Origin of the sequence: Nocardioides sp. NPDC047086, assembly GCF_040643685.1 — a bacterium.
Lineage (GTDB): Bacteria > Actinomycetota > Actinomycetes > Propionibacteriales > Nocardioidaceae > Nocardioides.
Window position 1 is genome coordinate 23270 of sequence record NZ_JBEYUV010000018.1, and the last position, 14447, is coordinate 37716.

Below are 14447 nucleotides of genomic sequence, written 5' to 3' on the forward strand. Positions count from 1 at the left end.
CCGTGTTTTTTTCTTTAGGGGTTTCCGCTGTGGGTGGCGTGGGGGGCGGCTTACCCCCCCCCCCCCCCCCCACAACTGCATTCTCGGCCACCACTTCTGCGGGTTCGGCGCTCGTTGGGGCAAGATCGGTGCCATGACGGGGGACAGGATTCTTGACCGTACGCTCGCCGCGCGGGTGGCGAGCGCTGCGGAGGCGGCCGAGCAGATCAGCCCGGGAGAGACGGTCGGGTTCTCGGGGTTCACCGGGGCCGGCCACCCGAAGGCGGTGCCGGCGGCGCTGGCGGAGCGGATGCGGTCGGCCCACGAGCGTGGCGAGGGGTTCCGGATCCAGGAGTGGACCGGAGCCTCGACGGCGCCCGATCTCGATGGCGTCCTGGCCGGCGCCCACGGCGTCTCCAAGCGGCTGCCCTACAACGGCGACCCGCAGATGCGGAAGCAGATCAACGCGGGCGAGGTCGAGTACGTCGACGTACACCTCTCCCACGTCGCCCAGCACAGCTGGTTCGGCTTCTACGGGGATCTCGACGTGGCCGTGGTCGAGGTGGCCGCGATCCTGCCGAACGGGCTGCTCGTGCCCACCTCGAGCGTCGGCAACAACAAGACCTGGCTGGACAACGCCGACAGGGTGATCCTCGAGGTCAACAGCTGGCAACCACGTGGGTTCGAGGGCTTCCACGACATCTACTACGGCACCCGGCTCCCGCCGCAGCGCGCGCCGATCCAGCTGACCACGCCGATGCAGCGGATCGGCGATCCGTACCTCCGGGTCGATCCCGACAAGGTGGTCGCCGTCGTCGAGACCGACCAGCCCGACCGCAACTCGCCCCTGCGACCGATCGACGACGAGAGCCGTGCGATGGCGGACCTCCTCGTGGACTTCCTCCGCCACGAGGTACGGCACGACCGGCTGCACCCGAGTCTGCTCCCGCTCCAGGCAGGCGTCGGCAACGTCGCCAACGCGGTCCTCGCCGGCCTCCAGGACGCCGAGTTCGAGCACCTGACGGCCTACACCGAGACCATCCAGGACGGCCTCCTCGACCTGCTCGACTCGGGCAAGCTGATCGGGGTCTCGTCGACGTCCTTCGGGCTCTCCGAGGAGGGCGCGCAGCGGTTCAACGACGACATCCACCACTACAAGGGCCGGATCCTGCTGCGGCCGCAGGAGATCTCCAACCACCCCGAGGTCGTCCGGCGGCTGGGCCTGATCGCGATCAACGGGATGGTCGAGGCCGACATCTACGGCAACGTGAACTCCACCCACGTCGCCGGTTCCTCGATCGTCAACGGCATCGGCGGCTCGGGCGACTTCGCCCGCAACGCCTATCTCAACTTCTTCGTGTCCCCCTCGACCGCCAAGAACGGCGCGATCTCCTCGATCGTGCCGTTCGCGAGCCACGTCGACCACACCGAGCACGACGTGCAGGTCGTGATCACCGAGCAGGGGCTGGCCGATCTGCGTGGTCTCTCCCCGCGGGCGCGGGCGCGCAAGATCATCGGCAGCTGCGCCCACCCCGACTACCGCGACCGGCTGACTGACTACTTCGAGCGGGCCCAGCGTGAGCATCCCGACGCCATGCACACCCCGCACCTGCTCGGCGAGGCCCTCTCCTGGCATCGCTCCTATGTGGAGACCGGACGGATGTGAGCCCGGGCGTCGGTAGGGTCGTGCCCATGGCGATCGACGCGGTGATCTTCGACTGGGGCGGCACGCTGACGAAGTGGCACGACATCGACTTCCACGCGGAGTCGCTGGCGCTCGCCCAGGCGGTGAGCGGTGCTTGCGACGAGGACCATCCGGTCAACGCGACCAGGCTCCACCAGGCCGGCGAGACGATCTGGGCCCGCAGCCGCGACCACCAGCAGAGCTCGGCGATCGGTGACCTCTTCGACGAGGCCGGGCTCGAGCACGATCCGGAGCTGCTCGACGCCTACTACGAGTTCTGGGAGCCGCACACCCTGACCGACCCCGAGGTCGGGCCGCTGTGGGAGGCGCTCCGCGCCGACGGCGTACGTGTCGGGGTGCTGTCCAACACGATCTGGCCGCGCGCGTGGCACCGCGGGTTCTTCGAGCGCGACGGGGTGCTCGACCTGCTCGACGGCGACGTCTACACCTCCGAGGTTCCCTGGACGAAGCCCGCCGAGGAGGCGTTCCACGCGGCGATGGACGCCGTGAAGGTCTCGGATCCGTCTCGATGCGTCTACGTGGGCGACAGGCTCTTCGACGATGTGTACGGTGCTCAGAAGGCCGGTCTACGCGCGATCCACATCCCGCACAGCAACATCCCGAGCAGTCAGATGGGCCACAGCGAGGGCTCGCCGGACGCCGTCGCACAACGACTGAGCGACATACACCAGATCGTTCGCTCCTGGGAATGACACCGGGAAAAGTTGCAAGTTCTTGCAATGCGATTTTGCGGGTCTGGGCCATCCTGAGCGGGGATTGCATACTTCTGCAAGAGAGGTTCAGCCCCAGGCGACGTCTCAGGCCTCGTGTCCAGGCCAAAACCTGGCCCGCGAGCCGCCCGGTCTCGGGAGACATCTCGGGAGTCTCCCGCGCCGGACGGTTCGCGGGCCACGTTGGCTTTTGGGGCCAGCCTGCTCGTCAGGGATCAGGTCCCGGGGAACGCTCTCGGCTTCGCGCCCAGGTCGAGCTGCCGCGCGGCCGCCCGGCAGAGCAGCTGGATGAGCAGGGTCCGGTCGCTCCCGGTCGCCTTGGGGGCCAGCGAGAGATAGGTCGCGGTGGTGTCCTGCTCCAGCCGCAGCGCCGCGGCACGGACGCCGGCGTCCGACCCGATCCGGCGGGGCAGATCGTAGACGGCGGAGGGGGCCACCGGCTCGATCCCGGCAGCCACCACATGAGCGGCCAGCGCCTCGCGGGCGTTCACGTGGTCGTCGTAGGCGTCCAGGAGCGCCCGTGCCAGGTCCGGTGACGATGTCGCCGAGGTGAGCCCGCCCAGGGCGCCCAGGACGTAGATCGCGGCGTGCTCGACCGCGAGAGCGGCCTGGACCGCCTCGGTGGAGGCCGAGGTCGCCGTCGTCATGCCAGACCCCGTCCGTGCAGGAGCTGCTGCTGACCGGCGGCGGCCGAGGCGAGCAGCGTGATCAGCTGTGGGTCCGCGGCGCGTCCGGCTGCGGTGATGAGCGTCGTGACCAGGGCGAGCTGGCGCTCCTGCCAGCGCCCGGTCGTGGGCGCCGCGGTCACGCCCTTGGTCGGCGCCAGCGCCTCGATGTGCACGCGATGGAGCTGGACGAACGCCGAGGGAGAGCCCTTGTCGGCGCCGAGGATCGCCGCGACCGTGGCGTCGATCACACTCTGGTCGGGGTTGGCGGGGGCCGGGGGAGTGCTCGGTGGAGGTGCTTTGACAGGATCCAGCGTCTCCGAGGCCGAACACGCCGAGGCGGCCAGCGGGGCAATCACGGCGGCACCCACGGCGGTGCGCCGCGAGAGCATCCGAAGGGCACGTGCGCTGGTCACGTGAGGAACCCTAACGACACCCGGCGGGAGTCGCGTCAGCGGCTTTCCAACACAGCCGCGCGCTGTTCGAGACACCCGAGGCGTACAGGTATGGTGTCATCAGATGCGCCGCGTGCTCGGAGGCGCACATACAACAGGACCGGACAACAGGATGCAGGGGGAGATCGCGTTGAGTGCTGAGCGGAAGGACGCGATCGCGAGTGCCATCGAGAAGGCCCTCGCGGACCCGCTTCTGGCCCTGGGCCTCGACATCGAGGCCGTGGAGATCACGCCGGCCGGCAAGCGCCGGATCCTGCGGATCGCCGTCGACAAGGACGGTGGGATCACCCACGAGGAGGTCACCGAGGCAACCCGTGAGGTCAACCGGGTCCTCGATGAGTCCGACGTCATGGGTGAGCAGCCCTACACGCTCGAGGTGACCTCTCCCGGGGTCGACCGGCCGCTGACGCTACCGCGCCACTGGCGCCGCAACAAGGGTCGCCTGGTCAAGGTCACCGCCGCCGACGGCTCCGCGTTCACCGGACGGGTCAAGGAGTCCGACGAGGAGCGGGTGAGCCTCGAGGTGAGCGGCAAGCGCCGCGAGGTGGCGTACGCGGACGTGAAGAAGGCGCTTGTGCAGATCGAGTTCAAGCGGATCGACGAGGGGGAGTAGGCCATGGACATCGATATGAGCATCCTGCGGATGCTGGAGCGGGAGCGGGAGATCTCGCTCGATGTGCTCGTCGAGGCGATCGAGCAGGGGCTGCTGACCGCCTACCACAAGACCGCCGGCGCCCAGACCAAGGCGCGGGTCGACCTGGACCGCAAGACCGGGCACGTACGCGTGCTGGCCGCCGAGGTCGACGACGAGGGCAACGTCGTGGGGGAGTACGACGACACGCCCGAGGGCTTCGGCCGGATCGCTGCCACCACCGCCAAGCAGATCGTGCTGCAGCGGCTGCGTGACGCCGAGGACGACGTGAAGTTCGGTGAGTTCTCCGGCAAGGAGGGCGACATCCTCTCCGGCGTCATCCAGCAGGGCCGCAACCCCGACGACGTGCTCGTCGACCTGGGCCGGCTCGAAGGCGTCATCCCGCTCTCCGAGCGCGTGCCGGGCGAGGACTACAGCCACGGCACCCGGATCAAGGCGCTCGTGGTCAGCGTGCGCAAGGGCATGCGCGGCCCCCAGATCACGCTCTCCCGCTCCCACCCCAACCTGGTCAAGAAGCTCTTCTCCTTCGAGGTGCCCGAGATCGCCGACGGCACCGTGGAGATCTCCGCGATCGCCCGCGAGGCCGGTCACCGCACCAAGATCGCGGTCAAGTCGACCGTTCCCGGGGTCAACGCCAAGGGTGCCTGCATCGGCCCGATGGGCCAGCGGGTCCGCCAGGTCATGTCCGAGCTGCAGGGCGAGAAGATCGACATCGTCGACTGGTCCGAGGACCCGAAGGTGCTCGTCGCCTCCGCGCTCTCGCCGGCCCGGGTCTCCTCGGTGCAGATCATCGACGAGGCGACCAAGTCGGCCCGTGTCGTGGTGCCCGACTACCAGCTCTCCCTGGCCATCGGCAAGGAGGGCCAGAACGCCCGCCTGGCCGCTCGCCTGACCGGCTGGCGCATCGACATCCGTTCCGACGAGGAGACCCCGGTCGCCTGATCGTGCGTGAGACCACTTTGGCCGGCTCCGAGGGCGTCCTTCTGGAGCCGGAGGGCGCCACCACCGGCGTACTCGTGCTCTCGGGGTCGTCGGGGCGGATCGAGACGGACCGGTGCCGGATGCTCGCCTCGCACGGGGCGGCTGCGGCGTCGATCCGCTACTTCGGCGGTCCCGGGCAGCCGGGCGAGGCCCGGCTGATGCCGCTGGAGACGTTCGACGACGTCCTCGCCGACCTCCACTCCCGCTACCAGCGGCTGGTGGTGCTCGGGACCTCCTGGGGCGCCCAGGCCGCGCTCCTGCTGGGCACGCTGCACCCCGAGATCGACGCCGTGGTCGCGCTCTCTCCGACGTACGTCGCCTGGGCGGGTCTGAGCGATGAGCGGCCGCAGCGGTCCTCGTGGACGCTGCGCGGCGAGCAGGTGCCGTTCGTGCCGTTCGACGACGAGGCGATAGAGGACGCGCTGAAGGAGGCCGAGGGAGCAAGCGCGCACGGGGAGCTCCCGTCGTACTGCGAGGCCTACCTCTCAGCCCTGGAGAAGTACGCCGACCGCGTGCCCGCCGCGACCATCCCGGTCGAGCGCATCGCCGGTGAGGTCGTCCTGGTCGCCGGGGGAGACGACGCGCTGTGGCCCTCGGTCCTCTTCGCGGAGGCGATCAGGCGGCGACGTACCGCTCATGACCTGGAGACGATCGTGGTCTCCCATCCCGATGCCGGCCATCGGGTCGTGCTGCCCGGCGAGCCGGTGCTCCCGCTCAGCCGACGGCTTGCCTGGGGCGGTTCGGAGGCGGCCGACCGCGAGCTCGGCCTGCGGGCCTGGCCGGAGATCGCCGCGATCCTGTGATCGCCGCCAGCCGCTGAGGACGGGTCACGGAATAAGAACGACCTGTGCCCCGGTTTCGTCTACCGAACACCGGAAGCGGTAGTGTTAAGGATCGGTGGCACGCCTCGAAGAAACTACGCAGCTCGGACCCGTCCGTACGTGCGTGGGTTGCCGGAAGCGAGCCGCCAAGCGCGAGTTGTTGCGGGTGACCGCCGGCTCGGACCGCAACGGCCAGCCGGCCGTGCTGCCCGATCCGACAGCCACCGCACCCGGGCGAGGGGCGCATGTGCACCCCACGCGCGAGTGTTACGAACTCGCGGTGCGCCGGAAGGCGTTCACCAGGGCCCTACGGGCCGGCGGTGGGCTTTCCAGCGCGCCGGTGGAGGAATACCTCGACCCGCGCCAGACACCCACGACCGTCGCCGACGGTCAACCGACCAGGAACTGGAGCAAAAGCTCATGAGCACTCGATGAGTACTTCGCGATGAGCGTGTTCTACAACCACTAACGGTCACAGGTTTCACCCAGGATTTGGGTCTGTGGCCAGAAGGAGAATTGTGGCTAAGACCCGAGTCCACGAGCTCGCCAAAGAGTTCGGGGTCGAGAGCAAGTTTGTTCTCGAGAAGTTCAAGGAGATGGGGGAGTTCGTCAAGTCGGCGAGCTCGACCGTCGAGCTGCCTGCGGAGATGCGCTTCCGCAAGGAGATCGGCCCCGGCCTGAAGGGCGGGGGCAACGGCGGTTCCGCGTCCGCGGACGAGAAGACCGCTGCCCCCAAGCCCGGCCCCAAGCCGGCGGCTCCCAAGCCCGCGGCCCCCAAGAAGGCTGACCCGGCGCCCGAGAAGCCTGCCGAGGCGCCCGCGGCGAACAAGCCCGCTGCGCCCAGGCCCGGCCCGAAGCCTCCGGCCAAGAAGGCCGAGGCTGCGCCGGCCGCCCCCGCGGCGGCGGCTCCAGCGGCTCCTGCCGCTCCCAAGCCCAGCCAGAGCACGCCGGCGACCACCGATCGTGGTGACCGTCGCCCGGCCGCTCCCAAGCCGGGTGCGCCCAGGCCTGGTGCCCCGAAGCCCGGCGCCCGTCCGCAGACCCCTGCGGCCCGCGGTGGCGCGGGTGGCACCGGTGGCGCCGGTGCCGGTCGTCCCGGACCGCGTCCGGTCGGCAAGCCCGGCGCTCCGCGCCCGGGCAACAACCCGTTCTCCTCCAACCAGGGCATGGGGCGTCCGCGTCCCGGCGGCCAGGGTGGAGGCCAGGGTGCAGGTCAGGGTGGCCAGGGCGGTGCCCCGGCCGGTGGCGACCAGCGTCCGCCGCGTCCTGCTGCCGCCCGTGAGGGTGGTCAGGGTGGTGGCCGTCCCGGTATGCCGCGTCCCAACCCGGCGATGATGCCGAAGTCCCCGGCCGCGTTCGGTGCCCGCCCTGGTGGCGGTCCCGGCGGTGGCGGCGGCCGTGCCGGTGCTCCGGGTCGTCCCGGCGGCGGCGGCCGTCCGGGTGCCGGTGGTCGTCCCGGTGGCGGCGGCGGTGCTCCGGGTCGTCCCGGTGGGGGTGGCTTCGGTGGTCGTCCGGGTGCCGGTCGTCCCGGTGGTCGCGGAACGACCCAGGGTGCCTTCGGTCGCCCGGGTGGTCCCTCGCGTCGTGGCCGGAAGTCGAAGCGTGCGCGTCGCCAGGAGTTCGAGGCCATGGAGGCCCCGACGATCGGTGGCATCCGCGTCCGCAAGGGCAACGGCGAGACCGTGCGTCTCGCCCGTGGTTCCTCGCTGACCGACTTCGCCGAGAAGATCAACGTCGACCCGGCCCAGCTGGTGCAGATGCTGTTCGGTCTCGGGGAGATGGTCACCGCGACCGAGTCCGTCAACGACGAGACCCTCGAGCTGCTCGGTGAGGAGCTCAACTACATCGTCTCGGTCGTCTCCCCCGAGGACGAGGACCGCGAGCTGCTGGAGTCCTTCGACATCGAGCTCGGCGACGAGGGCGACGAGTCCGACTGGACGGTTCGTCCGCCGGTCGTCACCGTCATGGGTCACGTCGACCACGGTAAGACCAAGCTGCTCGACGCCATCCGCGACGCCAACGTCATCGAGGGCGAGGCCGGTGGCATCACCCAGCACATCGGTGCCTACCAGGTCTCGACCGAGGTCGACGGCACCGAGCGCAAGATCACCTTCATCGACACCCCGGGTCACGAGGCGTTCACCGCCATGCGTGCCCGTGGCTCGCAGTCCTCGGACCTCGCGATCCTCGTGGTCGCGGCCGACGACGGTGTGATGCCGCAGACCATCGAGGCGCTCAACCACGCCAAGGCGGCCGGTGTCCCGATCGTGGTCGCGATCAACAAGATCGACAAGCCGGAGGCGGACCCGACCAAGGTCCGTGGCCAGCTGACCGAGTACGGCCTCATCCCCGAGGAGTACGGCGGCGACACGATGTTCGTCGAGATCTCGGCGAAGTCGCGGATCAACATCGAGGGCCTTCTCGAGGCCGTCGTGCTGACCGCGGACGCCTCGCTCGACCTGCAGGCCAACGCCAGCCAGGACGCGCAGGGCATCGTGATCGAGGCCCACCTCGACCGTGGCCGCGGCCCGGTCGCGACCATCCTGGTCCAGCGCGGCACGCTGCGCGTGGGTGAGTCCATCGTCGCCGGTCCGGCCCACGGCCGTGTCCGCGCGATGATCGACGAGTACGGCCACGAGATCACCGAGGCGACCCCGTCGCGTCCGGCGATGGTCCTGGGTCTCTCGGCGGTGCCGGGTGCCGGTCAGAGCTTCCTGGTCGTCGAGGACGACCGGATGGCTCGCCAGATCGCCGAGAAGCGCGAGGCACGCGAGCGTGCCGCGCAGCAGGCCAAGCGCCGCGTACGCCGCACGCTGGAGGACTTCATGGCCTCCATGGAGAAGGGCGAGAGCCAGGAGCTCAACCTCATCCTCAAGGGCGACGTGTCCGGTTCGGTCGAGGCGCTCGAGGACGCACTGGCCAAGATCGACGTGGGTGGCGACGAGGTCTCCATCCGGGTCATCGACCGCGGTGTCGGTGCGATCACCGAGACCAACGTCGACCTGGCTGCTGCCTCCGACGCGATCATCATCGGCTTCAACGTCCGCCCGCAGGGCAAGGCGACGGAGATGGCCGATCGCGAGGGTGTCGAGATCCGCTACTACTCGGTCATCTACCAGGCGATCGAGGAGATCGAGGCGGCCCTCAAGGGCATGCTCAAGCCGGAGTACGAGGAGAAGGTCCTCGGCCACGCGGAGATCCGCGCGATCTTCCGCTCGTCGAAGGCCGGCAACATCGCCGGTTGTATGGTCACCGACGGTGTCATCCGCCGCAACGCCAAGGTGCGCGTCCTGCGCGACGGCTCCGTGGCGGCCGACAACCTCGACCTCGCCTCGCTGCGCCGTGAGAAGGACGACGCCTCCGAGGTCCGCGAGGGCTTCGAGTGCGGTCTGGTCCTGAAGAACTTCCAGGACATCAAGGAAGGCGACATCGTCGAAGCCTTCGAGATGGTGGAGATTCCCCGAGGCTGACCAAACAAGCCTCTGACGTTGGCCGGGTCGCAGTCGCGGCCCGGCCAACGTCTCGATTTACTTCGATTATTTGAGAGAGTGTGAACATGAGTAGCCCACGGGTTCGCCGGATCGCTGACCGGATCAAGGTGATCGTCGCGCAGATGCTGGAGCGGCGGATCAAGGATCCGCGGATCGGGTTCGTCACCGTCACCGACGTACGGGTGACCGGCGACAGCCAGCAGGCGACGATCTTCTACACGGTGCTCGGCGCCGACTCGGAGGCCGAGCTGGCCGGCACGGCCGCGGCACTGGAGTCGGCCAAGGGGCTGATCCGTTCCGAGGTCGCCAAGCAGCTCGGCACCCGCACCGCCCCGACGCTGGAGTTCGTCCACGACGCGCTGCCGGAGACGGCTCGCCACCTCGACGACGTGCTCGCCCGCGCCAAGGCGCAGGACGACGCCGTCGCCGCCAGTCGTGGGGAGACCTACGCCGGCGAGGCCGATCCCTACAAGAAGCCTCGTGAGGCAGACGACGACTGGGATGAGGACGACGAGGAGTGACCTCTCCTGTCTCTGGGCTGGTCATCGTCGACAAGCCTGCCGGGGTCACCTCCCACGACGTCGTTGCGCGCGTACGGCGGCTGGCCGGCACCCGCAAGGTCGGGCATGCCGGCACCCTGGACCCGATGGCCACCGGCGTACTCGTGCTGGGGGTGGAGCGCGCCACCCGGCTCCTCGGCCACCTGATGCTGACCGAGAAGTCCTACTCGGCGACGGTGCGGCTGGGCGTCTCGACGACCACCGACGACGCCGAGGGCGAAGCCGTGGAGGCCCGCTCGGCCGCCGGCCTCGACGAGGAGCGCGTACGCAGTGCCTTCGCCACCCAGGTCGGCGACATCCTCCAGGTGCCGACGGCCGTCTCGGCGATCAAGGTCGACGGCAAGCGCGCCTACCAGCGCGTACGCGACGGAGAGCAGGTCGAGCTGAAGGCGCGGCCGGTCACGGTGCACGAGCTCACCGTCGGTGAGCTCCGGCGCGAGGGCGACGTGGTCGATGTGGACATCTCCGTGCGCTGCACCTCGGGCACCTACATCCGGGCGATCGCCCGCGACGTCGGGGCTGCCCTCGGGGTCGGTGGACACCTGACGATGCTGCGCCGCACCGCGGTCGGGCCCTACGACCTCGAGGTGGCCAAGACGCTCGAGGAGCTGACCGACCACTTCGCGGCGCTCCCGCTGGCCGATGCCGCCAGGGCCGCCTTCCCCGCGGTCGACCTCTCCGCGGAGCAGGCCCAGGACGTACGCTTCGGCCGCAAGCTGACGCTGGCCCTCGACGGTCTCACCGCCGTGTTCGCCCCCGAGGGGGAGTTCCTGGCGCTCTACGAGCCGGTCGGCGCGACGACCGCGAAGGCGAGCGCGGTCTTCGTCGGGTGACCGAACTCCTGCGGGTGCGCAGGGCGCCCTGTGCACCCGGTGGACGGTAAAGCCTGCGAGGATGACCCGCTTGTGAAGCAGAACGGATCTGCCGAGGCGCTTCGGCTCACTGACTCCTGGTTCCGTCACAACGGGCTGACCTACTTCGTTCCGGAGGAGCGCGTCGCCGTGAGAGCGGCGATGCGGCCGCGGCGTACGGTCCGGGTGGGTGTGGTGGTCGTGGTCGTCGCGGTGGCGGCCGGAGTGGCGCTGGCCTGGATCACCGGCGACCTCGGGGCGGCGCCGGCGCTGCTGCTGACTCTGGGCGGGGCCGCGGCGGCGTGGTATGCGCTGACCGCGATGCGGTTCCGGCCGATCCTGGTGTGGGCGATGGGGCGTACGTTCGGGTCGCTGACCAGGCTGCTGCCGATGGCCCTGCGGGCGCTGCCGCTGCTGCTGCTGTTCATGACGTTCCTGTTCATCAACGCCGAGGTCTGGGAGATGACGGCGAACCTCGACCTGGGAGCGTTGTGGCTGGTCACGCTCCTGTTCGCCGGGTCGGCGACCGCGTTCCTGCTGGTCCGGCTGCCCGAGGAGGTGGACCGGATCGACGACGACGTGGACGCCGCCTTCGTGACGCGCACGTGCGGGGGTACGCCGTTGGAAGCCGCCTGTGCGGAGCTCGTCGAGGACGCCCGGGAGGGCCGCGGCGCCGATCCCGCGGAGCTCGCCCAGGTGACCGGTTTCGAGCGCTGGAACCTGGTGCTGGCGCTGCTCGTCATCCAGGCCACCCAGGTCGTGCTGATCGCGGTCGCCGTCTTCGCGTTCTTCCTGCTCTTCGGCGCGATCGTGATGACCGACGGGGTGCAGCTGGGCTGGACCGGTCAGGAGTCGCTGCACAACCTGTCCTGGCTGCCGAACGTGTCGGCCGAGCTGGTCAAGGTCGCGCTGTTCCTCGCCGGGTTCTCGTCGCTCTACCTCACCGTCTCGACCGTCACGGACGAGACCTACCGCGAGCAGTTCTTCGGTACGGTGCTGCGCGAGATCGAGCGAGCCGTGGGAATGCGCGCCGTCTATCTCACGCTTCGTGCCCGACAGACGGCCCAGGTCACGTCCGAGTGAGCAGTCCCCGATATTCTGTGGCCGTGTTGTGGCGAAGTCTGAGTGAGGTGCCGGCCGGCCTGGGGCGTACGTGCGTCGTCGTCGGCAACTTCGATGGCGTCCATCTCGGACACCAGCACGTGATCAGCCGAGGGCGCGAGGTGGCGGATGCCAAGGACCTCACCTTGGTGGCGGTCACCTTCGACCCGCACCCGATGGCGGTGCTGCGGCCCGAGCACGCCCCGGGCGTGCTCACCACGATGGAGGAGCGCGCCGAGCTGCTGCTCGCGGCCGGTGCCGACGCGGTGCTCGCGCTGCCCTTCGACATGGACATGGCCAACTGGTCGCCCGACGACTTCGCCCAGCGCGTGCTCGTCGACGCGCTGCACGCCGAGGCGTGCGTGGTCGGCGCCAACTTCCGCTACGGCTGCAAGGCCGCCGGCGACGTGGCCGACCTGGTCGCCTACGGCAAGATCCACGACTTCTCCGCCGAAGGGATCCCGCTCGACGGCGGGCCCCAGGTGTGGTCCTCGACCTACATCCGTACGTGTCTGGCGACCGGCGACGTCTCCGGCGCGGCCGAGGCGCTGGGCCGTCCCTACTCGGTGCGCGGCGTCGTGGTGAAGGGCGACCAGCGTGGCCGCGAGCTCGGCTTCCCGACGGCCAACGTGCCCACCGACTCGCTCACCGCGGTGCCGCCGGACGGCATCTACGCGGGCTGGCTGACCCGGCGCGACACCGGCGAGCGGTTCCCCGCCGCCATCTCGGTCGGCACCAACCCCACCTTCGAGGGCGTGGTCGGACGCCGCGTCGAGTCCTACGTGCTCGACCGCGACGACCTCGAGCTCTACGGCGTCGAGGTCGAGGTCGCCTTCGTCGAGCGGCTGCGTGGCATGGTCGCCTTCGAGGGGATCGACGCGCTCGTCGAGCAGATGCGCGCCGACGTGGTGCGGGCTCGCCGCATCCTTCAGCAGGGTCTTACCGAGTCGTAGGTCCGGGCGGCCTGTTCAGCCGGGGCCGGGTGCGGTTGAATTGCTCGTTATGGATCCCCACTCCACGCCCACGTCCGCCTACGAGACCGAGGTCGAGGCCGATCGCCCCCGCGGCGGCATCCCGGCCTTCCTGAACGCGGTCCTCGTCACCGGTGGGCTCTGGGCCCTGCAGTTCCTCTCGGGCTCCACGCCGTTCTCGACCTGGATCGAGGAGAACGGCACCGATTCGGCCGGCTGGGTGGCCTCGCTGCTCGGTGACCGCCTCACCTACTTCGGTGACGACGCGTTCGGCGGGCTCCTCTCCGGCGACTCCCTGGTGCACTCCGGCATCCTCACCGCGACGGTCTTCGTGCTCACCTGGCTGCTGACCTGGCTCGGCACCATCGGCATCTGGCCGCGGGCGTTCTGGCCGGTGTTCCTCGGCTGCTGGTTCGCCGCGATCATCGCCACCGCCGCCGGTCAGGTCGCCGACAGCCTCTATACCTACCTCAGCGACGGCCGCGAGGCCTCGGTGGTGGCCTCGCTCGGCGACGTACTCGCCTCGGGTGCTGCGTACGGGGTGACCTACGGGTGGGCGACCGGCTTCCTGATCGCGCTGATCTGGTTGGCGATCCCCGGCAAGCGCGACGAGGTGGAGGAGTACACGCCGATGTCGTCGCTGATCTCCGGCGGTGGCTCCGGGGGAGCGCCCGGCGGCTACGGCCAGCAGCTGCGTACGAGCGTCGCGGTGCCGACCGCGCAGACCGGCCTCGCCCGCGTGACCACCAACCAGCCGGCCCAGCCGGTCCAGGTACGCACCTTCACCGGGCCGGCGCGCGGCCAGGGTCCGGCCGGTGACACGGCCGCCTGGAAGGACTTCGTCCGCGACGTCCGCGGGCGCTCCTGAGGACGCGGCCCCGGCGTCGCGGAGTTCCGCGGCGCTGAGAAGCCATGAGCTGAGCGATGCAACCTAACCGGCTCCGCAGCCGTCGAACCCAGTGGTGGAAGAGATGGGGGAGAGCGATGAAGCTCTGGTGGAGGTTGCGCCGGCTGGTGGCGCGGCTCGTGATCGTGGCCTGATCCGGCGGCGATTCGGGGCGTACGCCGGCTCGCTGTTAATCTTCTCGGGTTGTCGGCCCATGGGGGTCGGCGACTCAAGCCGTGAAATCGGCCGCGGACCAAGAGTGCCCCGGTGAACAGGCCCGGGCGCGCCGCGCAACGAGTGGGCCTACGGGCCGGAAGGGAGCCTTCGCATGGCAGTTGGAACTGACGCGGAGACCAAGAAGAAGATCATCGCCGAGTACGCCACGACCGAGGGTGACACCGGCTCGCCGGAGGTGCAGATCGCGCTGCTGTCGCACCGCATCTCCCACCTGACCGACCACCTCAAGGAGCACAAGCACGACCACCACAGCCGTCGTGGTCTGCTGCTGCTCGTCGGCCAGCGCCGCCGCCTTCTCAACTACCTTCAGAAGAAGGACATCGAGCGCTACCGCTCGATCATCGAGAAGCTCGGCCTTCGTCGTTGATCTCCTGATCTTCGT

At 69.8% G+C, this 14447-nt stretch carries 15 protein-coding genes; 13 read left to right on the forward strand and 2 right to left on the reverse strand.

Features of this window, described 5'->3' with window-relative positions:
* The first annotated feature begins 133 nt into the window (after positions 1-133).
* Together ABZ796_RS14580 and ABZ796_RS14585 are read left to right on the forward strand one after the other, a co-directional pair.
* Positions 134-1645, forward strand: coding sequence for an acetyl-CoA hydrolase/transferase family protein (locus ABZ796_RS14580; RefSeq protein ID WP_357337724.1), 1512 nt, complete (start codon positions 134-136; stop codon positions 1643-1645).
* 26 nt (positions 1646-1671) lie between these two features.
* The gene (locus ABZ796_RS14585) at positions 1672-2376 is read left to right on the forward strand and encodes an HAD family hydrolase (RefSeq protein ID WP_357337726.1); all 705 of its coding nucleotides are present in this window, start codon (positions 1672-1674) and stop codon (positions 2374-2376) included.
* A 233-nt stretch (positions 2377-2609) separates the two neighbouring features.
* On the opposite strand, the gene ABZ796_RS14590 is transcribed toward ABZ796_RS14585, so the two are convergent.
* Together ABZ796_RS14590 and ABZ796_RS14595 are read right to left on the reverse strand one after the other, a co-directional pair.
* On the reverse strand, positions 2610-3041 hold the full coding sequence (locus ABZ796_RS14590) for a DUF4439 domain-containing protein (RefSeq protein WP_357337727.1): 432 nt from the start codon (positions 3039-3041) through the stop codon (positions 2610-2612).
* Positions 3038-3475 (reverse strand): hypothetical protein, encoded by a 438-nt coding sequence (locus tag ABZ796_RS14595; protein ID WP_357337729.1) that lies wholly within the window; start codon positions 3473-3475, stop codon positions 3038-3040. The genes ABZ796_RS14590 and ABZ796_RS14595 overlap by 4 nt, the downstream gene beginning before the upstream one ends.
* 151 nt (positions 3476-3626) lie before the next feature.
* Between ABZ796_RS14595 and rimP the strand changes: the two genes are divergently transcribed.
* The 11 genes from rimP to rpsO all read left to right on the forward strand — a co-directional run bounded on the left by rimP (position 3627) and on the right by rpsO (position 14432).
* Positions 3627-4127 (forward strand): ribosome maturation factor RimP, encoded by a 501-nt coding sequence (gene rimP / locus ABZ796_RS14600; RefSeq protein ID WP_357337731.1) that lies wholly within the window; start codon positions 3627-3629, stop codon positions 4125-4127.
* Positions 4128-4130: 3 nt separating this feature from the next.
* Positions 4131-5108: a transcription termination factor NusA gene (gene nusA / locus ABZ796_RS14605; protein ID WP_357337732.1), complete on the forward strand. Its 978-nt coding sequence runs from the start codon at positions 4131-4133 to the stop codon at positions 5106-5108.
* 2 nt (positions 5109-5110) lie between these two features.
* The gene (locus tag ABZ796_RS14610; protein WP_357337734.1) at positions 5111-5950 is read left to right on the forward strand and encodes an alpha/beta fold hydrolase; all 840 of its coding nucleotides are present in this window, start codon (positions 5111-5113) and stop codon (positions 5948-5950) included.
* Between the two features lie 142 nt (positions 5951-6092).
* Positions 6093-6392 carry a YlxR family protein gene (locus ABZ796_RS14615; protein ID WP_357337839.1) on the forward strand — a complete coding sequence of 100 codons (300 nt, stop codon included), beginning with the start codon at positions 6093-6095 and terminating at the stop codon, positions 6390-6392.
* 94 nt (positions 6393-6486) lie between these two features.
* Positions 6487-9438 (forward strand): translation initiation factor IF-2, encoded by a 2952-nt coding sequence (gene infB / locus ABZ796_RS14620; RefSeq protein WP_357337736.1) that lies wholly within the window; start codon positions 6487-6489, stop codon positions 9436-9438.
* Positions 9439-9524: 86 nt separating this feature from the next.
* Entirely contained in the window at positions 9525-9980 is a 456-nt protein-coding gene (rbfA, locus tag ABZ796_RS14625) for a 30S ribosome-binding factor RbfA (protein ID WP_357337737.1), read from the forward strand.
* Positions 9977-10852, forward strand: a complete 876-nt coding sequence (gene truB, locus ABZ796_RS14630) for a tRNA pseudouridine(55) synthase TruB (protein WP_357337738.1) — start codon at positions 9977-9979, stop codon at positions 10850-10852. Before rbfA ends, truB begins: the two co-directional genes overlap by 4 nt.
* A 72-nt stretch (positions 10853-10924) precedes the next feature.
* Positions 10925-11953 (forward strand): hypothetical protein, encoded by a 1029-nt coding sequence (locus tag ABZ796_RS14635; RefSeq protein WP_357337739.1) that lies wholly within the window; start codon positions 10925-10927, stop codon positions 11951-11953.
* A gap of 23 nt (positions 11954-11976) precedes the next feature.
* On the forward strand, positions 11977-12924 hold the full coding sequence (locus ABZ796_RS14640; protein WP_357337741.1) for a bifunctional riboflavin kinase/FAD synthetase: 948 nt from the start codon (positions 11977-11979) through the stop codon (positions 12922-12924).
* Between the two features lie 49 nt (positions 12925-12973).
* A complete protein-coding gene (locus ABZ796_RS14645; RefSeq protein WP_357337743.1) occupies positions 12974-13810 on the forward strand; it encodes a hypothetical protein in 837 nt (278 codons plus the stop codon).
* A 346-nt stretch (positions 13811-14156) separates the two neighbouring features.
* Positions 14157-14432, forward strand: a complete 276-nt coding sequence (rpsO, locus tag ABZ796_RS14650) for a 30S ribosomal protein S15 (RefSeq protein WP_008363208.1) — start codon at positions 14157-14159, stop codon at positions 14430-14432.
* Positions 14433-14447: the final 15 nt, after the last annotated feature.